General features: G+C 70.8%; 18 protein-coding genes and 1 pseudogene. 10 read left to right on the top strand and 9 right to left on the bottom strand.

What is annotated here, in order from left to right; genetic code table 11:
• Positions 1–30: 30 nt before the first annotated feature.
• The 3 genes from E1289_RS13110 (at position 31) to E1289_RS39560 (ending at position 4,950) form a co-directional block, all read left to right on the top strand.
• Positions 31–3,903 carry a vitamin B12-dependent ribonucleotide reductase gene (locus E1289_RS13110; RefSeq protein WP_131979675.1) on the top strand — a complete coding sequence of 1,291 codons (3,873 nt, stop codon included), beginning with the start codon at positions 31–33 and terminating at the stop codon, positions 3,901–3,903.
• A gap of 208 nt (positions 3,904–4,111) precedes the next feature.
• Positions 4,112–4,528, top strand: a complete 417-nt coding sequence (locus E1289_RS13105) for a prevent-host-death protein (RefSeq protein ID WP_131979673.1) — start codon at positions 4,112–4,114, stop codon at positions 4,526–4,528.
• Positions 4,525–4,950 (top strand): cytotoxic translational repressor of toxin-antitoxin stability system, encoded by a 426-nt coding sequence (locus E1289_RS39560; protein WP_131979669.1) that lies wholly within the window; start codon positions 4,525–4,527, stop codon positions 4,948–4,950. Before E1289_RS13105 ends, E1289_RS39560 begins: the two co-directional genes overlap by 4 nt.
• 139 nt (positions 4,951–5,089) lie before the next feature.
• Here E1289_RS39560 and E1289_RS13095 read toward each other — a convergent pair whose 3' ends face one another.
• Positions 5,090–5,824: a DoxX family protein gene (locus E1289_RS13095; RefSeq protein WP_131979666.1), complete on the bottom strand. Its 735-nt coding sequence runs from the start codon at positions 5,822–5,824 to the stop codon at positions 5,090–5,092.
• Between the two features lie 195 nt (positions 5,825–6,019).
• On the opposite strand from E1289_RS13095, the gene E1289_RS13090 reads away from it, so the two are divergent.
• The 4 genes from E1289_RS13090 (at position 6,020) to E1289_RS13075 (ending at position 9,391) form a co-directional block, all read left to right on the top strand.
• Complete coding sequence (locus tag E1289_RS13090) at positions 6,020–6,478, top strand: helix-turn-helix domain-containing protein (RefSeq protein WP_207928945.1); 459 nt, start codon at positions 6,020–6,022, stop codon at positions 6,476–6,478.
• Positions 6,471–6,839, top strand: a complete 369-nt coding sequence (locus tag E1289_RS13085) for a DUF4180 domain-containing protein (RefSeq protein WP_131979663.1) — start codon at positions 6,471–6,473, stop codon at positions 6,837–6,839. The genes E1289_RS13090 and E1289_RS13085 overlap by 8 nt, the downstream gene beginning before the upstream one ends.
• A 75-nt stretch (positions 6,840–6,914) precedes the next feature.
• Positions 6,915–7,964 carry a biotin/lipoate A/B protein ligase family protein gene (locus tag E1289_RS13080; RefSeq protein ID WP_131979660.1) on the top strand — a complete coding sequence of 350 codons (1,050 nt, stop codon included), beginning with the start codon at positions 6,915–6,917 and terminating at the stop codon, positions 7,962–7,964.
• A 146-nt stretch (positions 7,965–8,110) separates the two neighbouring features.
• Positions 8,111–9,391, top strand: coding sequence for a TerD family protein (locus E1289_RS13075; RefSeq protein WP_131979657.1), 1,281 nt, complete (start codon positions 8,111–8,113; stop codon positions 9,389–9,391).
• A 19-nt stretch (positions 9,392–9,410) separates the two neighbouring features.
• Here E1289_RS13075 and E1289_RS13070 read toward each other — a convergent pair whose 3' ends face one another.
• From E1289_RS13070 to E1289_RS13060, 3 genes are all read right to left on the bottom strand, one after another.
• Positions 9,411–10,043, bottom strand: coding sequence for an endonuclease (locus tag E1289_RS13070; RefSeq protein WP_131979654.1), 633 nt, complete (start codon positions 10,041–10,043; stop codon positions 9,411–9,413).
• 90 nt (positions 10,044–10,133) lie between these two features.
• Positions 10,134–10,883, bottom strand: coding sequence for a ribonuclease HII (locus tag E1289_RS13065; RefSeq protein WP_131979746.1), 750 nt, complete (start codon positions 10,881–10,883; stop codon positions 10,134–10,136).
• 53 nt (positions 10,884–10,936) lie between these two features.
• Positions 10,937–11,845: a haloalkane dehalogenase gene (locus E1289_RS13060; protein WP_131979651.1), complete on the bottom strand. Its 909-nt coding sequence runs from the start codon at positions 11,843–11,845 to the stop codon at positions 10,937–10,939.
• 156 nt (positions 11,846–12,001) lie between these two features.
• Here E1289_RS13060 and E1289_RS13055 point away from each other — a divergent pair, with 156 nt between their 5' ends.
• From E1289_RS13055 to E1289_RS13045, 3 genes are read left to right on the top strand one after another with little or no spacing between them, the layout of a single operon-like run.
• Complete coding sequence (locus E1289_RS13055; RefSeq protein WP_131979648.1) at positions 12,002–14,632, top strand: AAA family ATPase; 2,631 nt, start codon at positions 12,002–12,004, stop codon at positions 14,630–14,632.
• Between the two features lie 38 nt (positions 14,633–14,670).
• Positions 14,671–15,795, top strand: coding sequence for a winged helix DNA-binding domain-containing protein (locus E1289_RS13050; RefSeq protein ID WP_131979645.1), 1,125 nt, complete (start codon positions 14,671–14,673; stop codon positions 15,793–15,795).
• A gap of 55 nt (positions 15,796–15,850) precedes the next feature.
• On the top strand, positions 15,851–16,555 hold the full coding sequence (locus E1289_RS13045; protein ID WP_131979642.1) for a histidine phosphatase family protein: 705 nt from the start codon (positions 15,851–15,853) through the stop codon (positions 16,553–16,555).
• On the opposite strand, the gene E1289_RS13040 is transcribed toward E1289_RS13045, so the two are convergent.
• The 5 genes and pseudogenes from E1289_RS13040 to E1289_RS38960 all read right to left on the bottom strand — a co-directional run.
• Positions 16,552–17,400: a biotin-dependent carboxyltransferase family protein gene (locus E1289_RS13040; protein WP_131979639.1), complete on the bottom strand. Its 849-nt coding sequence runs from the start codon at positions 17,398–17,400 to the stop codon at positions 16,552–16,554. The two genes, E1289_RS13045 and E1289_RS13040, sit on opposite strands and share 4 nt — an antisense overlap.
• Complete coding sequence (gene pxpB, locus E1289_RS13035; RefSeq protein WP_131979743.1) at positions 17,397–18,011, bottom strand: 5-oxoprolinase subunit PxpB; 615 nt, start codon at positions 18,009–18,011, stop codon at positions 17,397–17,399. Before pxpB ends, E1289_RS13040 begins: the two co-directional genes overlap by 4 nt.
• Positions 18,012–18,016: 5 nt before the next feature.
• Positions 18,017–18,769 (bottom strand): 5-oxoprolinase subunit PxpA, encoded by a 753-nt coding sequence (locus E1289_RS13030; protein WP_131979636.1) that lies wholly within the window; start codon positions 18,767–18,769, stop codon positions 18,017–18,019.
• A gap of 39 nt (positions 18,770–18,808) precedes the next feature.
• Positions 18,809–19,177, bottom strand: coding sequence for a hypothetical protein (locus tag E1289_RS13025; RefSeq protein WP_131979633.1), 369 nt, complete (start codon positions 19,175–19,177; stop codon positions 18,809–18,811).
• A pseudogene (locus E1289_RS38960) lies at positions 19,174–19,976 on the bottom strand (hypothetical protein); the annotation flags it as partial. The pseudogene E1289_RS38960 and the gene E1289_RS13025, both read right to left, overlap by 4 nt.

Genomic DNA, 19,976 nt, shown 5'->3' with positions numbered 1-19,976 from the left:
CCGGCGGGAGGGCCCGAGAGGGGGAAGGTCATGACGGAGACGGTGAGCGGCTCGGCGGCACGGCGCGGCAAGGGGGGCCGCAAAGGGCTGAAGGCCGAGCGCATTTTCACCACGCCCGGCGTGCATCCGTACGACGAGCTGCGCTGGGAACGTCGTGACGTCGTCATGACCAACTGGCGTGACGGCTCGGTGAACTTCGAGCAGCGCGGCGTCGAGTTCCCCGACTTCTGGTCGCTGAACGCCGTCAACATCGTCACGTCCAAGTACTTCCGCGGCGCGGTCGGCACGCCGCAGCGCGAATGGAGCCTCAAGCAGCTCGTCGACCGCGTCGTCGGCAGGTACGTCCAGACCGGCCGCGAGCAGGGCTACTTCGCCTCCGACGAGGACGCCGAGATCTTCGAGCACGAACTGAAGTACGCCCTCGTCCACCAGATGTTCAGCTTCAACTCCCCGGTCTGGTTCAACGTCGGAACCAAGTCCCCGCAGCAGGTGTCTGCGTGTCTTCCGTACGAATCGCTCGTGAGCACCCCGGCCGGTCTCATTCCCATCGGCAAGCTCGTTGAGGACGACGCCGTCGGCACGAAGGTCTACGACGCTACGGGGCTTACCCGAATCGTCGCGACGAAGGCGAACGGCGTTCGAGACGTCCTGCGAATCCACACCAAGGCCGGCTACACGCTCGACGTCACCCCCGATCACCTCGTCTGGCGGGCGAGCGACGAGAAGTACGGCTCCTTTGTCCCGGCCGGCGAGCTGAAGCCCGGGGACAAGCTCGAATGGCATCGGCGGGACGCCTTCGGCGAGGCGGAGATCACCTCCCGGGAGTTCGCTGAGGCCGCGCTAGCGGGCTGGCTGCAGTCCGACGGTTTCGTGGGCCGCTACGAGACCGGAACCAACCGCTCGCTCACGATCGAGGCCATGACGGTGACCGGCGCCGAGCGTGAGTGGGTCGGGCGTCACCTGAACGTCGTCTTTCCCGGCGTCCATCGCCACGAGCGCACCGTGGAGACGCAGGACGGCACTCTCGACTGCCGCCGCACCAGGCTTTACGGGGAGGTGCTTAAGGAGTACGTCGAGGAGTGGGGGCTGCTCGCCCGCGGGGTCGACATGATGGTCCCCGAGCGGCTCTTCACCGCTCCGCTTCCCATCGTCGCCGCCTACCTCCGCAGCATCTTCCAAGCCGAGGGGTTCGTGTCCGCACGCGAGTCCTCAACGGTTGTCGAGGTCGACATGATCTCCGAAGGATTGATTCGAGGCATGCAGCGGCTCCTGCTGCGCTTCGGAATCTTCGCGAGGGTGGGTTTCAAGGCGGACGCGCGGCCGGATCGGCACGGCTGCTGGACACTGCGCATCCAGAACGCGGGAGACCGTCGCGTCTTCGCCGACGAGATCGGGTTCATCGACCCGGCCAAGGCGCGGAAGCTCCACCAGGGTTTCGAGAAGCCGGGTCGCCCGGCCTTTCCTACCAAGCGGCTGGAGATCGCTGAGATCGAGGAACTCGGTGCGATGGAGGTCTACGACATCCAGACCGAGAGCAGCGAGTTCCTCTGCGACAACATCCGGGTGCACAACTGCTTCATTCTGTCGGTGGACGACACGATGGAGTCGATTCTCGACTGGTACAAGGAAGAGGGCGTCATCTTCAAGGGCGGCTCCGGTGCCGGCCTGAACCTGTCCCGCATCCGTTCCAGCAAGGAGCTGCTCTCGTCCGGGGGCACGGCCAGCGGGCCCGTCTCGTTCATGCGCGGCGCCGACGCCTCCGCCGGGACGATCAAGTCTGGCGGCGCGACCCGGCGGGCCGCCAAGATGGTCGTGCTGGACGTGGACCACCCCGACGTCGGGGAGTTCATCGAGACCAAGGCGCGCGAGGAGGACAAGATCCGCGCGCTGCGGGACGCCGGGTTCGACATGGACCTCGGCGGCAAGGACATCGGCAGCGTCCAGTACCAGAACGCCAACAACTCCGTCCGCGTGTCGGACGAGTTCATGCGGGCCGTCGAGTCGGACGGCGAGTTCGCGCTGCGCGCCCGGATGACCGGCGAGGTCGTGGAGACCGTCCGCGCCAAGGACCTGTTCCGGATGATGGCCAAGGCCGCGTGGGAGTGCGCCGACCCCGGCATCCAGTACGACGACACGATCAACGACTGGCACACCAACCCGGAAACCGGACGAATCACCGCAAGCAACCCGTGCAGTGAGTACATGAGTCTGGACAACTCGTCCTGCAACCTGGCGAGCATCAACCTGCTGAAGTTCCTCACGGACGCGGGGACGTTCGACGTCGCCAGGTTCGTCAAGCTGACCGAGCTGATCATCACGGCGATGGACATCTCGATCACGTTCGCCGACTTCCCGACGGAGAAGATCGCCGAGACGACCCGCGACTACCGGCAGCTCGGCATCGGGTACGCCAACCTCGGCGCGCTGCTGATGGCGACCGGCCACGCCTACGACTCCGCGGGCGGGCGGTCGCTCGCCGCGGCGATCACGTCCCTGATGACGGGGGTCGCCTACCGCCGGTCCGCCGAGATCGCCGGGGTCGTCGGCCCGTACGCGGGGTACGCGCGCAACGCCGAGGGGCACAAGCGCGTCATGCGCAAGCACGCCGCGGCGAACGACGGCATCCGGACGCTCGGCGAGATGGACAAGGCCATCCACGCCACGGCCGCGAAGCAGTGGCAGGAGTGCCTGAAGGCCGGTGACAAGCACGGCTACCGGAACGCGCAGGCCAGCCTGCTCGCGCCCACCGGGACCATCGGGCTGATGATGGACTGCGACACGACCGGTATCGAGCCCGACCTGGCGCTGATGAAGTTCAAGAAGCTCGTCGGTGGCGGTTCGATGCAGATCGTCAACCACACGGTGCCGCGTGCGCTGGAGCAGCTCGGCTACCAGCAGGAGCAGATCGAGGCGATCGTCGAGTACATCGCCGAGCACGGGCACGTGGTGGACGCGCCCGGCCTGCGGCCCGAGCACTACGAGGTGTTCGACTGCGCGATGGGCGAGCGGGCGATCAGCCCGATGGGGCACGTCCGGATGATGGCGGCGGTGCAGCCGTTCCTCAGCGGCGCGATCTCCAAGACCGTGAACATGCCGGAGAAGGCCACGATCGAGGACATCGAGCGGGTGTACTTCGAGGGCTGGCGGCTCGGGCTGAAGGCCCTGGCGATCTACCGCGACAACTGCAAGGTGGGCCAGCCGCTGTCGGCCGCGGGCAAGAAGGAGGCGGAGAAGGCGGAGCCGGCGACGCCGCGTCCCGTCCGCAGGCGGCTGCCGAAGCAGCGTCCCGCGACCGTGACCCGCTTCTCCGTGGCCGGGGCCGAAGGGTACATGACGGCGTCGTCCTACCCCGACGACGGTGTCGGCGAGGTCTTCCTCAAGCTCGGCAAGCAGGGCTCCACGCTCGCCGGCGTGATGGACGCCTTCTCGATGGCGATCTCCATCAGCCTCCAGTACGGCGTCCCGCTGGAGACGTGGGTGGAGAAGTTCACCAACATGCGGTTCGAGCCCGCCGGCATGACCGACGACCCGGACATCCGCATGGCGACGTCGGTGATGGACTACATCTTCCGCCGGCTGGCGCTGGACCACTTGCCGTACGAGGAGCGCGCGGGGCTCGGCATCCTGACCGCCGAGGAGCGTGCGATGCAGGCCAACGGCGAGGACCCCGCGGCCCTGCACGGCGACGAGGTCGACCACGAGTCGCTGGCCCAGTCCGCCGAGATCGCCAGGCCGCCGGCCGCGGCCCCGGCGGGTGCGGCGCGGTCGTCCCTGGAGATCATCGAGAGCCGCGAGGGCCGTACGGCGGACGCACCGCTGTGCCTGACCTGCGGCACGAAGATGCGTCCCGCGGGCAGCTGCTACGTCTGCGAAGGCTGCGGCTCCACCAGCGGCTGCAGCTGATTCTGGGCCTCACTACGGCGTAAAAGGCCAGTTCAGAGCAGTGGAGCGATGGAGGGGCCGGGGCATCGCTCCACCGCGCCGGGGGGATCGTGTTGCATCCAGCGCAACGCGATCTCTTCGGCGCGTGTGGCATCATAAGTACGTGAAGTACTTGACGTACTTACCTGCGAGTGTCACTCTGGAGGCACGCTGCGATGGAGGTAGTGCCATGACCGCTGTTCACTTCGACAGCTATACGGAGGCCCGTGCGCATCTCAAGGCTCTCCTTGACGCAGCTGAAACAGGACGCGTGGCCACGGTGCGTCGCGAGTCGTCCAGAACCGCCATCGTGGACGTCGAGCGATTGCGCCACTACCTCGCAGTGGTCAGTCCATCTCGTGCGCAAGTGGTTTCGGAAGCCGACGGCTGGTCGATCTTCATCCCCGGGTTGCCGATCGCTGCGGATGGAGGGACCTTTGACGAGGCCGTCACGGAGATGATCGATGCGCTGCGTGAGTACGCCGAAGACTGGCAGGACCATCTGCTCGATGCTTCGAACCACCGCGAGAACTGGGGGCTCGTCCAGCTGATCAGCCTCAGTGATGATGAGCAGTTGCGTGATTGGCTGGTGGGGAAAGCTCGGTGACCTGGCCGCAGCCCACGCGTGATGACCACGACCGCTTCTGCCGGACGGAAGGGTGGCGTCTGGTGCGGAATGCCCGTGGGCGAACGGGGACTCACCACGTCACCTATGAGTTGGATCTTGCCGACGGCCGGATCCTGAGGACTCGCATCTCCCACCCGGTCGATCGGAGCACATATGGCCCCGGTATCTGGGGCCATATCCTCCGTGATCAGCTTCAGGTGGACGAGGCGACGTTCTGGGGGTGTGTCCAGGACAAGGTCGTGCCGGATCGCGGAACGCCCACGCCACCATCGGGGGCATTGCCCGCCGACCTCGTTCACTTGCTGATCTCCAGGGTCGGTCTCGATGAGGCCGAGGTCGCGATGATGGCCAAGGAGGAAGCCGTCGCCAGGCTGCAGACGTACTGGACTGAAGGCGTCTGATCCGTAGGAATACCGCACCCTTCGAATAAGTGCTCTGCCCCAGTAGTGCGTTGCGGGCCCGGTCGGGGTGACCGGGCCCGGGCGGGCTTCGCGGCCTCCGGGGAGGGGATCGGCTTCGGCCGGTTCCCTCCTTGGCGTTTCAGGTGGTGGTGTCCTCGTCCGTGCCGGAGGGGCGCTTGATCGGCTGGGTGCGGGACGCGCGGCGCCGCTGGCTCTTGCGGCCCGCGACCAGCACGTCGTCCTCGGCGCCTTCCCCGGCCTTGCCGGACGTGTCCGGCTTGTCGGGGGTGCCGGTGCTCTTGGGGGGATCCAGGGAGGGCGGCTGGTCCTTCGGCTGGTCCTTCGCGGCACGGGGGGAGCGTGGCTTCTTCGCGGGCTTGGTCTCGGCCGCGCGGAGCGATGCCACGAAGCTCGCGGCGTCCTCCTCGTCCCCGTCGTCCTTCGGGGCCCGCGTCCGCTTTCCCAGGATCCACTGGTCGGCGGTCAGCCGGCCGCCGCCGCCCGCGGCGAACAGCAGGCTGACCATGCCGAGGGCGAGGACGAGCTCGTAGCCGTTCTGGACGTTCCCGCCGTCCACCAAGAACAGGCCCTGGTCCGCGTGGACGAAGATGAACGCGCCCGCCATGTCCAGGAAGAGCAGGGCGCCGGTGAGGGGAAGGCCGAGCCCGGCGATCAGCGCGGCCCCGCCGAGGAGTTCGACGAAGGCGGAGTAGACGGCGGCCGCGGTCGGCAGCGGGACGCCGAGGTCGTCGAACGAGCGGCTCGTCGCGGTGACGCCCGCCTCGATCTTCTGCCAGCCGTGTGCCATGAACACGACGCCCACGCCGAGTCGCGCGAGGACCGCCGCGATGTCGTAGAGCGGCCTTGTGCGCATGCCATCGACTCCTTCACGGGGGTTCCGGCCGGTGCCCGACGGAGAGTATGACGTCAGCCGGTCGGGTCGCGCGAACATACCAGGTGAAGTGGAGCGGGGGGCCGTCAATACGACAGATCACCCTGCGACGGACAGTCGCCCGGAGATGTTCCCTAAAGTTCCCTATCGTTCCCTGATGAGGTATGTTGGGGGACGATGGTGGAGAAAATGTATGCGGTCGAGGAGGTTGCGGAGCTGCTCGGGCTGCACGTGCGCACCGTGCGGGGCTACATCCGCACCGGCCGCCTCAAGGCGGTGCGGATCGGCAAGCAGTACCGGATCGCCCAGGCGGACCTGGACGAGCTGACCGGACGCGGAAAGCCCGCGGAGTCCGCTCCCGCGGGCGCCTCGCAGGTGGAGGTGTCGAGCATCGTGCAGGTCGACGGCATCGACCGCGCCGCGGCCGACCGGCTGGGCACCCTCCTGCTGGCGGGGGTGAACACCGGTGACCCCTCCCACCAGCTGCGCGTGCAGACGGTCCACGACCGGGAGCGGAACCGAATGAAGATCGTGATTCTGGGCGGCGCCGCCGCCACCGCCGATGTGCTGCGACTGCTCGAAGCGGTGCTCGGCGGCGACAACGGATTGCTCGTCCAGGAGGATGGCGATGGCTGACGTCATGCAGGAGCGCGCCGGTGTGCAGGTGATGGTGTGCGACCCGGACGGGCCGCCCGTGGCGACCGTGGAGGACGCGCTCGACCTGATCGGCGCGGCGTTCCTCGGCGCCGAAGTGGTGGCCTTGCCCGCGGGCCGGCTGGACGCGGACTTCTTCGCCCTGGGCACCCGGTTCGCGGGCGACGTGATGCAGAAGTTCGTCAACTACCGGCTGCGGCTGGCCGTCGTCGGGGACATCTCCGAGCACCTCGCCGCGAGTTCGGCGCTGCGGGCACTCGTCAGCGAATCGAACGCGTCCGGTCACGTGTGGTTCGTTCCTGACCTGGACGCACTCGACGCGCGGCTGCGGGTGGTCGCCTGAACGTCGGGCGGGCTCCCGCCCGCTCGCCCGTCGGTGCGGAATCAAGGGTGCTCAGCCGGGGTTGGCACGTGTGTGATGCACGGTGAGTACAAGGTTCCCGGTGGCAAGCTCGTCGTCGCGGACGTCGAGGTCGTGGACGGCCTGCTGCGCGGGCCGAGGATCAGCGGCGATTTCTTCCTGGAGCCCGACGAGGCGCTGGACGCCATCAACGCCGCCCTGGACGGCCTGCCGGCGAAGCTCGACGCCAAGGAGATCGGTACCCGCGTCGAGGCGGGGCTGCCGCGCGGCACGGTCATGCTGGGGATCACCGCCGAGGCCGTGGGCATCGCGGTGCGGCGGGCCCTCGTGCGGGCATCGGACTGGCGCGAGCACGACTGGCAACTGATCCACGAGCCGGCGCAGGAACCCGTGCTGCACATGGCGCTCGACCAGGTCCTCGCCGAGGAGGTGGGCGCGGGGCGGCGGCCCCCGACGCTGCGGGTGTGGGAGTGGGCGTCGCCCGCGGTGGTCATCGGCAGCTTTCAGTCGCTGCGCAACGAGGTCGACACCGAGGCCGCCGAACGGTACGGGGTCACCGTGGTCCGGCGCATCAGCGGCGGCGGGGCGATGTTCATCGAGCCCGGCAACACGATCACGTACTCGCTGTACGCGCCGGACACGCTGGTGGCCGGCATGTCGTTCGCGGAGAGCTACGCGTTCCTGGACGACTGGGTGCTCGGGGCGCTCGGCGAACTCGGGATCAGGGCGTGGTACCGGCCGCTGAACGACATCACCTCCGACCACGGCAAGATCGCGGGCGCGGCGCAGAAGCGGCTGGCCTCGGGCGTCGTGCTGCACCACGTGACGATGGCGTACGACATCGACGCGGCGAAGATGCTCCGGGTGCTGCGGATCGGCAGGGAGAAGATCTCCGACCGGGGGGTCGCCAGCGCGGTCAAGCGCGTCGATCCGCTGCGCCGCCAGACGGGGCTGCCCCGTGAGCGGGTCATCGAGCGGATGATCGAGCACTTCCGCGGCCGGTACGGGCTGGCCCGCGACCGGGTGACCGGGGACGAGCTGCGCCTCGCCGGCAAGTACGTCACCGACAAGTTCAGCACCCCGGAGTGGACCGCCCGCGTCCCGTGAAGGCGGTGCGGCGCCGCCGGGCCGGGTCTTCCGCCCGCTCCGCAACTCCGGGCCGCATCTCATGCGTCTTTTCCTCCCGCGGCAGGTCGCGGGGTCGCCGTGACTGGCCGTAGGTTGGGGACACCGATCGACGATGAGGAGCGTGCATGTCGCTGCAGAAGGGCGCCAACACCGCGGTGCCGGTTCCCTCGGTCCGGGTCGAGCTCGGCTGGCAGAGTGGCCCGGGCGTGCCCGACGCGGACGCGTCGGCGCTCCTGCTGGCCGAATCCGGCCGGGTGCGTTCGGACGACGACTTCGTCTTCTACAACCAGCCCGCGCACAGGTCGGGCGCGGTTCGCCATGACGGCAAGCAGCGGGGGCCGACCGTCCTGGACGTCCTCTCGGTCGACCTGAACCGGGTCGAGCCCGCCATTGACAAGATCGTCATCGCGGCGTCGTCCGACGGCGGGACGTTCGGCCAGTTCCAGGGCCTGTACGTGCGGGTCGTGGACGCGGCGGGCGGCACGGAGGTCGCCCGGTTCGACAGCGTCGGGGCGACCAGCGAGACGGCGTTCGTGCTCGGTGAGCTCTACCGGCGGCAGGGGGCCTGGAAGTTCCGCGCGGTAGGGCAGGGCTACGACTCGGGGCTCGCCGGCCTGGCCTCCGACTACGGTATCTCGGTCGACGACCCGGGCCAGGCCGCGCCGCCTCCGCCGCCGCAGCAGCCCATGGCGCCGCCCGTGCCTCCGCAGCCTCAGGCGCCTCCGCCCGGCCAGTACGCGCCGCCCCCGCCGCCTCAGCCGCAGCAGCAGCCGGGCGGGGCCATCTCGCTGACCAAGAGCGCGCCGTCGGTCTCCCTGACCAAGCACGGCGCGACGTCCGGTCACATGCGGGTCAACCTCAACTGGAGCGCCCGGGAGGGCGTGGCCAAGGGGCGGCTCGGCAAGCGCCGCCGCGGCGTCGACCTCGACCTGGACCTGTGCTGCCTGTGGGAGCTCCGGGACGGCCGCAAGGGCATCATCCACGCGCTCGGCGACATGGGCGCCCTCGAACGCCCGCCCTACATCAAGCTCGACAAGGACGACCGCACCGGCGCGATCGAGACGGGCGAGAACCTCCACATCAACCTCGACCACACCGCCGACTTCAAGCGGATCCTGGTCTTCGCCGAGATCTACGACGGCGCCGACGACTTCCGCGGTCTGGACGCGATCGCCACGCTGTTCCCGGTGGGCGCGCCGCCGATCGAGATGCGCATGAACGACTGCGTCGACGCGTCGCGTGACGCGGTCCTGGCGCTCATCGAGAACGTGGGCGGCGAACTGGTCGTCCGCCGTGAGGGCCGGTTCGTCCTCCCGCCTCCCGGCCGTCCGCGCTGGGGGAAGATGACCGTCGACCAGGCGTACAACTGGAACCTGGAGTGGGTCGCCGCACGCGGTAAGGACTGAGGTCCGGGGGCCCGCGGCTTCAGGCGGCCTTCACGGCGTCGGCCAGTTTCTTGTCGCGGGCCACCCGCACCAGTGCGGCGGTCAGCCGGGCGAGGTCCTTGTCCGGCACCTTGGCGGCGAGTTCGCCGGCGTCGGTGGGAAGACCGAGCCGTTCGGCGCCCTTCTTGACCTGGCCATCGACGTAGGGGCGGAGCCACGGCCAGATGGCCTGGGCTTCGCGGCAGAAGATGTCCACGCCGGTGGGGCCGATGCCGGGGAACTCTTGCAGCAGCTCGGCCGCCTTCTTGGGGTCGCGTTCGGCTTCGATGGCCAGGCGTCTGAGGTCGCCCTTGTACCTGTCCTGGACGATCTCGGCCATGTCGCCCAGGCGGGAGGCGGTGCTCTCGTCGTAGCGGACGTAGCGGCCGCGTCCGAGTGCGTCGACGCGTTCCTGCCAGGTCAGCCTGCTCATCCCGCGTGGGGTCCCGCCTCCGGCGTCAAACAGTTCGCGTGCCGCCGAGAGGGCGATGTCCGAGGGGATGCGGGCGCTCAGCAGGTTGGTGAGGACCAGCAGCTTGAACAGCGCGGCCGGCTGGTCCTTCAGGGGGATTCCGATCTCCTCGGCGAACGTCTCCCCCGACTCGTGCAGGAGCTTCTTGACGACGGTGTCCATGGCATTTACCTCCCGATGTCGCGCTACCCGAGTCGGCCGCGATGACTCACGCGGGCAGCCGGGCAGCCGGGCACCGGTCAGGGAAGCCGGTCATAGGAGGCTGAGCTGCCCTTCGCCTGCGTGGGGGTCGCGGTGCTTCTTCAGATGCCGCCAGCGTGGGAGGTCGTCCAGATAGGACCAGGACATCCGGTGGTGCGGTGTGGGCCCGAGCTCCTCCAGTGCCTGCTGGTGGGTAGGCGAGGGGTATCCGGCGCTGTCCGCGAACCCGTAACCGGGGTGCCGGCCGTCCAGCTCGGCCATCAGCCGGTCGCGATGGACCTTGGCCAGGACGGAGGCGGCCGCGACCGTGACCGACCTCTGGTCGGCCTTGACCTCGCAGCGCACCCGCCAGGGCCGGCTGAGGAAATCGTGCTTGCCGTCCAGGATGACCACGTCGGGTGGGACGGGCAGCGACTCCAGGGCGCGGACGGCGGCGCGCCGCAGCGCCTCGGTCATGCCGACCTCGTCGATCTCCTCGGGACCGGACGCGGCGATCGCGTGCCCGGCGAGCCAGCCGGGCAGCACCTCGGCGAAGGACTCGCGGTGGTCCTCGGTGAGCAGCTTGGAGTCGGTCAGCCCGATCACCCGCTTGCCCCGGCCATGCAAGACCGGCGGCGGGCTCAGGTCGGTGACCGCCGCGCACACGACGACCGGGCCGGCCCAGGCGCCGCGGCCGACCTCGTCCACCCCGGCGATCCTGATGGGACGCCCCCTGCCGGACGGCGCGGCCCGAAGCTCGTCTTCTATCTCGTAGCCCGCGACGCGTGAGGCGGCGACGGTGCCCGCCGGGGCGGGATCCAGGCCGGGCAGGGCACGGGTGGAGTCGGCCAAGGGGTCTCCTTAGGAGGGACTGCTCAGGAACGCATGAACGCCGCGATCGCGTGGCCGAGCCGTTCTCCGGCGTCCTCCTGCAGGAAATGCCCGGCGCCCTCGATCGTAGGGTGCCCGATGCCCTGCGCACCCGGAATCAGCTGCTTGAACAGGGGAGCCATCGCGCCGGTGATGGGATCCTTGTCGCTGAAGGCCACGAGGAACGGCTTGTCCCACGCGCGCAGGACGTCCCAGGCGTCGCGGTTGGGCTGCGCCTCTGGATCGTCGGGGTCGGCCGGGACGAGCCCGGGCATCGCGCGAGGGCCCGCCTTGAACGACTCGTCGGGGAACGGCGCGTCGTAGGCGGCGCGGACGGCGTCGGGGAGCGTGGTGCGGCATCCGGAGGCCACGCTGCGCGCGACGTCGAACTCGGGGGCGGTCCGGACCGACTGCCGGAACTTCAGCCACGTCTCCGGCATGGGGAAGTCGCCCGTGGGGAGCCCGGTGTTGGCCGTGACGACCCTCGCGAACCGGTCCGGATGGGCGGTCACCAGGCGAAGGCCGATGAGGCCGCCCCAGTCCTGCCCGACCAGCGTCACGTCCTTGAGGTCGAGGGCGTCGAACACGAGCGAGCGCGTCCACTCGATGTGGCGGGCGTAGGTGTGGTCGCTGATCTCGGCGGGCTTGTCCGAACGGCCGAACCCCACCAGGTCGGGGGCGACCACCCGCAGTCCGGCGTCCGCCAAGACGGACATGACCTGCCGGTAGAGGAAGGACCAGCTCGGCTCGCCGTGCAGGCACAGCACCACCCGGCCATCGGACGGCCCCGCCTCGACGTAGGCCATGCGCAGCGTGCCGTCGCCGTCCGGGGAGGGGACCTCGGCGTAGCGCGGCACGTACGGGAAGTCGGGAAGGTCACCGAAACGCTCATCAGGCGTGCGCAGGATCTGCATACCGCCCATCATGCCGAACATCGTTCTGTACGGGACGAAAGTCCAGGTCCCGGGACGGAGGCGCGCACCGGTTCCCACCGGGACGAGTCATGGGGAGTCAACGAACCGGGCGCGGGTAGTCCCGTTCCGGGCGGTCCTGCGCTTTACTCGCTTCTGATGGCTTTGTTCGGCAGGTCGCGCTCCCGCCCGGCGAAGGACGCCGCGGCACGGGATCTTTTCGAGCGCCTCCGGTGGCGGTACTTCCAGATCACCCCTGGTGTCCGGTTCCTCGGCGGGGCGCTGCTGACCGCGCTCGCGGTGGCGGCCGCGGTCGTGCTTGACGGCCCCATCCTCGCCGCCGCCGCGGTCAGCGTGCTCGCCGTCATCGTCGTCCACCTGACGCTGCGGTCGCCGACGGCCATGGCGGTCGTCGCGGTGATCGCGTCCTGGGCCGCGCTGTCGGTGCCGCTGGGCGGGCTCTATCCGGACGAGGCGCGCCCGCCCTACCTGGAGCCCGCGCTGCTCCTGGCGGTGCTCGCCCTCCCGGTGGCCGTGGCCGCGTTCCGCCTGCGGGGATACACCCCGTGGCGCACCGCGCTCGTCGCCTTGGGCGCCGCCGGGCTGGTGACGGCGGCCGTCGCCCAGCTGATGCCGGAGGCGAGCGTGGCCCCCGGCTGGGTCGCGGCCCTCGGCGTCCTCGCCTACCGCTGGGACCAGGCACGGCGCGCGGTGCCCGCGGAGGCGTACGAGACCGGCTGGGTGCAAGAACAGGCCGGCCCTCGCGGGGACGCCGCGGCCGGACCGCGCAGGAGCCCGTCCGGCTCCGACCGGCGCTCCCGGCCCGACCGGCCCGACCGGGCCGACCGCGCCGACAAGGGGGACAGGCCGAGCCGCCTCGGCAGGCCCGACAGGCGCGGCGGCGAGGACGACGCCTCCGTGCCGCCTGCCGCGCCCGCGATGCCCGAGCAGCGGGCGCCCGAACCGCGCGTCGCCGAACAGCGCGCCGCGGCGCAGGCGGCCGCCGCCGCCGAGCGCGCCGCCCCTCCCGAGCCCCGGCGGGAGCAGGTGCCGGAGATCTCCGTGGCCGAGGCGCTCGCCGAGCTGGAGGGCATGATCGGGCTAGAGCCGGTCAAGCGGCAGGTCCGCTCCATCGCCGCGTCCATCGAGGCGGCGCACATGCGCGCCGCGGCCGGGGTGCCGACGGAGAAGCCGATGCGGCATTTCGTGTTCGTCGGGCCGTCCGGGACGGGCAAGACGACCGTGGCGCGCGTGCTCGCCAAGATCTTCTACGCGTTCGGGCTGCTCCCCGAGCGGACGGTGGTCGAGGCGCACCGCGCCGACCTCGTCGGTGAGTACCTCGGTGCCACCGCCATCAAGACCAACCGGCTCGTCGACTCCGCCCTGGGCGGGATGCTGTTCATCGACGAGGCGTACAGCCTGGCCAACTCCGCCGAAGGGCAGCCCGACCGGTTCGGTGACGAGGCCGTGCAGACGCTGCTCAAGCGCGCGGAGGACGACCGCGACAACCTGGTGATCATCCTCGCGGGCTACGACGCGCAGATGGCCGAGTTCCTCGACTCCAACCCCGGCCTGGCCTCACGGTTCGGGACGCGCGTGCATTTCCCGTCGTACCGTCCGGCGGAGCTGCTGCGGATCGCCGACTACCACACCGGGCTCCGGGAGGACCGCCTCGATCCGGAGGCGCGGCGGCGGCTCGCCGCGCGCTTCGAGGAGGTCGAACGGCGCGGCATCGTGGACGAACTCGGCAACGGGCGGTTCGTCCGGACCCTGACCGAGGCCGCCGCCCGCGCCCGGGACGTGCGGGTGGTCGACGCCGTGGCCGCGTCCGGCGGGCCCGCCGAACCCAGCGCCGACGACCTGGTCACCCTGCGCGCCGAGGACGTGGAGGCCGCGTTCGCCGAGGTCACCGAGCGGTACCGCGGGTACGCCGAGACACCGACGCTGGACGAGGCCATCGGCTCCCTCGACGCGATGATCGGGCTGGAACCGGTGAAGCGGCAGGTCCGCGAGATCGCCGCGCAGCTCCAGGTCGCCCGGATGCGGCAGGAGCAGGGCCTGGTCACCCGCCCGCCGACCCGCCATTTCGTGTTCACCGGACCGCCCGGCACCGGCAAGACGACCGTCGCGCGCGTGCTCGGCCGCATCTTCGCCGCGTCCGGGCTGCTCGCCCGACCCGAGGTGGTCGAGGCGCAGCGCGCCGACCTCGTCGGAGAGCACCTGGGCGCGACGGCGCTGAAGACGAACAAGGTGGTCGATTCGGCTCTCGGCGGTGTCCTGTTCATCGACGAGGCGTACGCGCTGAGCAACTCCGGCTACTCCGGCGGGGACGCGTTCGGTGCGGAGGCGGTGCAGACCCTGCTCAAGCGGGCCGAGGACGACCGGGATCGACTCGTCGTCGTCCTCGCCGGCTACGAGGCCGACATGGGCCGCTTCCTTTCGTCGAACCCTGGGCTGGCCTCCAGGTTCGACGTGCGCGTGGACTTCCCGTCCTACGGCCCGGACGAGCTCCTCCGCATCGCCCAGCTCATCGCCGAGGAAGGCGGCGACCAGTGGGAGGAGCGCGCCCTGGACGATCTCGCCCTGGTCTTCCAGCGCGTCTGCGGAGCCGGCCTGATCGACGAACTGGGCAACGGCCGCTTCGCCCGCTCCATGTACGAGAAGGCGAGCGCGTGCCGGGCGCTGCGGGCCGCGCAGCTCGGCGACGCCGCCACCGCCGCCGACCTCACGCTCCTCACGACCGACGACGTCCGCGACGCGTACGCCGACCTCGCTCACCGCCTGGCGTGAGGGGGCGTTCCGTCGGCGGCATGGGCTGTAATCGGAACATGACATCGGTGACATGGCCGCAGGTGCTGGCCTGGCGAATGCGGCGGCAGTTCGTCGAACGGCCCGCCGACCAGCCGGCGGAGGAGGTGGCGCGGCGCCTGGCCGGCGTGCAGGCGCAGGTCGCGTCGGCGGCGGAACGCGCCGTCACGCTGCGGCAGGCGCGTCTAGGGCGGGCCGACGCAGGCCGGGCCGATGTGGCGCGCGCCGATGTGGCGCGGGCCCTGTTCGATGACCGGACCCTCGTCAAGACGTGGACGATGCGCGGGACGCTGCATCTGATGCCCGCCGATGAGGCCGCCGCGTACCTCGTGTTGTGCGGCGCCGTGCGCAACTGGGAGAAGCCCAGCTGGCAGAAGGCGTTCGGGGCCACGCCCGCCGACCTGGAGGCGATCGCCGGCGCGGCGCGGGAAGCTCTGGCGGGCGGCGCGGCGCTCACCCGTGCGGAACTCACCACCGCCGTCGTCGAGCGGACCGGCTCGCGGCACCTCGCGGAGGTCCTCGGTTCCGGATGGGGCACGCTCCTCAAGCCGCTGGCCTGGTGGGGCGTCCTCTGCCACGGGCCTTCGCAGGGCACGCGAGTGACGTTCACCGCGCCTGAGTGTTGGCTGCCCGGCTGGACGGGCCTGCCCGCGGTGGAGGACGCCGCCCGGACGGTGATCCGGGCGTTCCTGGGCGCGCACGGGCCCGCGACCCCCGACATGTTCGACAACTGGCTGATGCGCAAGGGCAATCGCAAGAAGGACGTCAGGGCCTGGTTCACGGCAGCCGAGGACGACCTCTCCACCATTGATGTGGACGGTGTGGAGATGTACGTGCTCCGGGAGCACCGTGACGAACTCATGGACACCGCGCCCAGTACGTCCGTCCGGTTGCTGGGCGCGTTCGACCAGTACGTCCTGGGGGCCGGAACGTCCGCGACCTACCTGGTGCCCACGGAACGTCGCAAAGAGGTGAGCCGTACCGCGGGCTGGATCTCACCGGTCGTTCTGTACGAGGGCCGTGTCGCGGGCGTGTGGGAGGCCAAGGACGGCGACGTGGTCGTGGAGCCGTTCGAGGACATCCCCGTGGCTCGGCTCAAGGACGAGATAGACCGCCTGAGGTCGCTGCTGGACTCCAGGGCGTAGCTCAGGGGCGGTCCCGGGGCGTTCACCTCTGGAGCGTTCATTTAAGGTGCCGTTCGTGGATGAGCGACACGAGCGAGATGAGCCGGTCGAGTTCGGGCAGAAGCGGTACAAGCCGCCGGCCGGCGCCGCCGAGATCCTGCTGATCAGGCACGGGTCCTCCGCGGCCGCCCGCGTCGACCGGCCGTTCCCGCTCGTGGACGGCCAAGGCGACCCCGACCTCGCGCCAGAGGGACGCGAACAGGCCGAACGGGTCTGTGAACGGCTCGCGTCCGAACGCTTCGACGCCCTCTACGTGACGCCCCTGCGCCGTACGCTGCAGACGGCGGAGCCCCTGGCGCACCGGCTCGGGATGGAGCCGCTTGTCGAGCCCGGTCTGCGCGAGGTGCACCTGGGCGAATGGGAAGGCGGGCTGTTCCGCAAGATGGTCGCCGAGAACACCCCGGTGGTGCAGCGGATGTTCACCGAGGAGCGCTGGGACGTCATCCCGGGGGCGGAGAACGACGAGGCGTTCGCGCGGCGCGTCGCCGAGAGCCTCACGCGGCTCGCCGCGGCGCACGCGGGCGGCCGGATCGCGGTGTTCACCCACGGAGGCGTCATCGCGCAGGCGCTCGCCGCCGCGGCCGGATCGAGGCCGTTCGCGTTCCTGGCACCGGACAACGCGTCCATCTCCCGGCTGGTGAACCTCGGCGGCCTGACGTCCGTCCGCGGCTTCAACGACACCTCCCACCTGGACTGGTCCGCTCCCGAACCCCTGACCTAGAGCCGGAAGCGGAGACGCTGGCCGGGACGCAACTGCGCCGCGTCCGCCATGGCGGACGACGCGAGTACCGCGACGACGGGGTAGCCGCCGGTCGTCGGGTGGTCCACCAGGAAGATGATGGGCAGCCCGCTGGGCGGGACCTGGAGGGCACCGGTGACCATGCCCTCGCTGCCGAGTTCGCCGTCGCGCGCACGTACGAGAGGCGGACCCTCCAGCCGTACGCCCACGCGGTTGCTGTGAGGGGACACCTCGTAGAGCGTGGACGTGAGCGTGGCCATCGCGTCGTCGGTGAACCAGTCGTCCCTTGGGCCCGGCCTGATGTGCAGGACCGGCGTCTCCGGTATGAGGGGTGCGGGCGCCACGTCCACGGTGATGTCGCCCAGCCCCTTGGTGGAGCCGACCGGGAGGCGGTCACCGGGCGACAGGGGTGAGGGGCCGAGCCCGGACAGCAGGTCGCTGGAACGGCTCCCCAAGACCTCATCGACCGCGATGCCACCGCGGACGGCGAGATAGCTGCGAAGCCCCGCCGGCGGCGTGCCGAACTCGACCAGCGCACCATCCGGGACATGGGCGGGGGCATGTGTGCCTTGGGTGCGGCCGTTGATGCGGAGCTGTGCCGGTGCCCCGGTGACCGCGAGCCAGGCGTGCCGGTGGAACCGCAGTGCCGCCCCGCCGAGGGTGAGCTCCACCGCCGCCGCGCCCTCGGGGTTGCCCACGAGCCGGTTGGCCAGGCGGAACGCGCGCCGGTCGGCCGCGCCGGAGCGGGGGACGCCCAGGTGCGCCCGGCCGGGCCGCCCGAGATCCTGGACGGTCGCCAGCGGCCCCGGCCGGACCACCTCGATCACCGGGACTCCCGGGCGACGAACCGGACGCGCATGCCCGGCCGGAGTAGCGCGGGCGGGTCGCGCGTCACATCCCAGAGCCGCAGCTCGCTGCGGCCCAGCAGCCGCCAGCCGCCCGGCGAGGGGGCGGGGTAGACGGCCGCGTACCGGTCCGCGATCGCCACCGACCCGGCCGGCACGGACGTGCGCGGCGACGCGCGCCGCGCCACCCGCAGCGCCGGGTCCAGGCCCGTCAGGTAGCCGAAGCCGGGGGAGAAGCCGAGGTAGGCGACCGTGTACGTCGCGGCGCAGTGCCGGCGGACGACCTCGCCGCGGGCCAGCCCGGTGAGCTCGGCGACCTCGTCGAGATCCGCCCCGTCGTAGGTCACCGGGATCTCCACCGGCTCCGCGTCGCCCCCGGTGTCGTCCGGCAGCCGCAGCCGGGTGAGCCGTTCCGCGAGACGGCCGAGGTCGGCGGCCGGGTCGGCGACCACCAGGACGGTGCGCTCTCCTGGGACGACGTCCACGACGCCGGGCAGCGGCTCGTCGCGGAGCGCCGCGTTCAGCCGGTGCGCGGTCGCGAGGTCCGCGGCTTCCACGAGCAGGGCCGCGTCCCCCGCCCGGACCACCTTCACGCGGTTCACGCGAACGGCTCCAGCACGACCCCGGCGTCGGACAGCGCCGACCGGACGGCGCGTGCGAGAACCGCTGCCCCCGGGGTGTCGCCGTGCACGCAGATCGATCGCGCCTTCAGCGCGACCTTGGCGCCGTCCACCGCCACGACGGTTCCGTCCACGGCCATCTGGACGGCCCGGCTGACCACAGTCCCCTCGTCGTGGATGACGGCCCCGGGCTCCCTGCGGGACACGAGCGCGCCGGTCGGCGTGTAGGCCCGGTCGGCGAACCCCTCGGCGACGACGGTGATCCCCTCGGCGACGTCGTGCACGGCGGAACCGGGAAGCGTCAGCAGCGGCAGCGACGGATCGTACGTCCGTATCGCGTCCACGATCGCCTGCGCCTGCACGGGGTCACGGGTGACCCGGTTGTAGAGGGCCCCGTGCGGCTTGACGTAGGCGACACGTCCGCCCTCCGCGCGCGCTATGCCGTCCAGCGCGGCGAGCTGGTAGAGGATCTCGGCGGTCAGCTCCGGGGCGGCCACGTCCATCTCGCGGCGTCCGAAACCGGCCAGATCCCGGTACGACACCTGAGCGCCGATGGTCACCCCGCGCTCGACGGCGGCGGCGCACACCCGCCGCATGATCAGTGGGTCGCCCGCATGGAACCCGCAGGCCACGTTCGCGCTCGTGAGCACGTCCAGGAGCGCGAGGTCGTCACCTAGCTCCCATATACCGAACCCTTCGCCGAGGTCGGCATTTATGTCGATGACCGCCATGAAGTAGACCTATCACCGAACAAGCGCATCCGGCTGGCCTTAGACGGTCTCCTCATGCACGTCCTCGACCTCGCTCACGGACGCCCACGCCTGGTACACGCCACGGTCGAACAGTTCCAGCCCGAGCCGTTCCGCCACCGGCGCCTTGCCGCCGCTGTACTCCACGCGCAACCAGCCGTCGTGCTCGCCCAACACCACGAAAGGCTCACCGCGCCATGTGCAGTGCGTCGTGACGTAGTGGAGGTGGTCCACGTCCGACAGCGGCACCACATGGATGAACCGGCTGGAGGTGACCTGCTTGAAGCCGTCGGTGTGCCGCGAGGCGTACAGGCGCACCCGGTCACCGTCCGGGCTCGCCTCGTACTCGGTGCCGCGCCAGCGCGCGTAGAAGCCGTGCCGGATGCTCATGCCCGCCCTCCCGGTCCGCCGGGCAGCTTCACCAGCCAGCGGCGCAGGTCGGCGTCGTAACCGGCCACCAGCCGCTCCTTGCCGTCCGCGGCGATGCGGTACAGCTCGGCGCCGTGCGGCAGCCGCTGGCTCTCGATCTTGAATTCGGGGATGGCGGGACCGTCGCCGGGCGCGTACCCCGACCCGGGGAACGGCGCCTTCTCGATCACCCATCCGCCGGGGATGATCCCCATGCTCCACTCGTCGATCCCGCCGAGCGGCCGCCGGAACAGCGGCGGCTTCACCGCCGGCCACCGGATCACGTGGATCTCCTCGCTCATGGGCGTGAACGGCGAGCCCTCGTAGATGAGCCCGAGGCCGCGGATCAGCGCACCGGGCGTGGTCAGCTCCCGGACGTCGTGGAACCGGTGCACATACCCGGCGACGAGGTCGTAGCCGCCCTCCAGGTAATGCGGCACATGCTCTGGCCGAACCACCTTCTGCATCACCACGACCTTGGGTACGCCCTCGGCCGGTGTCTGGCCCCTCTGGGCGGGACCCGTGGCGTCGGACGGACGTTGTCGTTGCGCGGTGGGCGCCTCTCGCGTGTCGCCCGCGTCTGTTCTGCGTTCGCGCCCGGCGACGGGGATGTCCTGTATCCGCGTCCGCTGCCCGTGTCCTGGCCCGGCTGGTGCGCCCGGCAGGTCCGTGGTGACGCTCCGCTGCGGGACGCCGGGTGCCGCGTCGGGCCTTTTCTGCGTGGGGGTCGGTGCGGTCGGGGCCGCCGCGGGCTTGCCCTGGCGGGGGACGGCGGGCGCTG

It is taken from the genome of Actinomadura sp. 6K520 (assembly GCF_004349245.1).
Classification (GTDB): domain Bacteria; phylum Actinomycetota; class Actinomycetes; order Streptosporangiales; family Streptosporangiaceae; genus Spirillospora.
Note: the sequence above shows the minus strand (reverse complement) of the source record. Positions and strands in the feature narration are given on the sequence as shown.

Coding starts and splice junctions, on each gene's coding strand:
- E1289_RS13110 (WP_131979675.1), top strand. CDS start 31: ATGACGGAGACGGTGAGCGGCTCGGCGGCACGGCGCGGCAAGGGGGGC.
- E1289_RS13105 (WP_131979673.1), top strand. CDS start 4,112: ATGACCGCTGTTCACTTCGACAGCTATACGGAGGCCCGTGCGCATCTC.
- E1289_RS13095 (WP_131979666.1), bottom strand. CDS start 5,824: ATGCGCACAAGGCCGCTCTACGACATCGCGGCGGTCCTCGCGCGACTC.
- E1289_RS13090 (WP_207928945.1), top strand. CDS start 6,020: ATGGTGGAGAAAATGTATGCGGTCGAGGAGGTTGCGGAGCTGCTCGGG.
- E1289_RS13085 (WP_131979663.1), top strand. CDS start 6,471: ATGGCTGACGTCATGCAGGAGCGCGCCGGTGTGCAGGTGATGGTGTGC.
- E1289_RS13080 (WP_131979660.1), top strand. CDS start 6,915: ATGCACGGTGAGTACAAGGTTCCCGGTGGCAAGCTCGTCGTCGCGGAC.
- E1289_RS13075 (WP_131979657.1), top strand. CDS start 8,111: ATGTCGCTGCAGAAGGGCGCCAACACCGCGGTGCCGGTTCCCTCGGTC.
- E1289_RS13070 (WP_131979654.1), bottom strand. CDS start 10,043: ATGGACACCGTCGTCAAGAAGCTCCTGCACGAGTCGGGGGAGACGTTC.
- E1289_RS13060 (WP_131979651.1), bottom strand. CDS start 11,845: ATGCAGATCCTGCGCACGCCTGATGAGCGTTTCGGTGACCTTCCCGAC.
- E1289_RS13055 (WP_131979648.1), top strand. CDS start 12,002: ATGGCTTTGTTCGGCAGGTCGCGCTCCCGCCCGGCGAAGGACGCCGCG.
- E1289_RS13050 (WP_131979645.1), top strand. CDS start 14,671: ATGACATCGGTGACATGGCCGCAGGTGCTGGCCTGGCGAATGCGGCGG.
- E1289_RS13030 (WP_131979636.1), bottom strand. CDS start 18,769: ATGGCGGTCATCGACATAAATGCCGACCTCGGCGAAGGGTTCGGTATA.
- E1289_RS13025 (WP_131979633.1), bottom strand. CDS start 19,177: ATGAGCATCCGGCACGGCTTCTACGCGCGCTGGCGCGGCACCGAGTAC.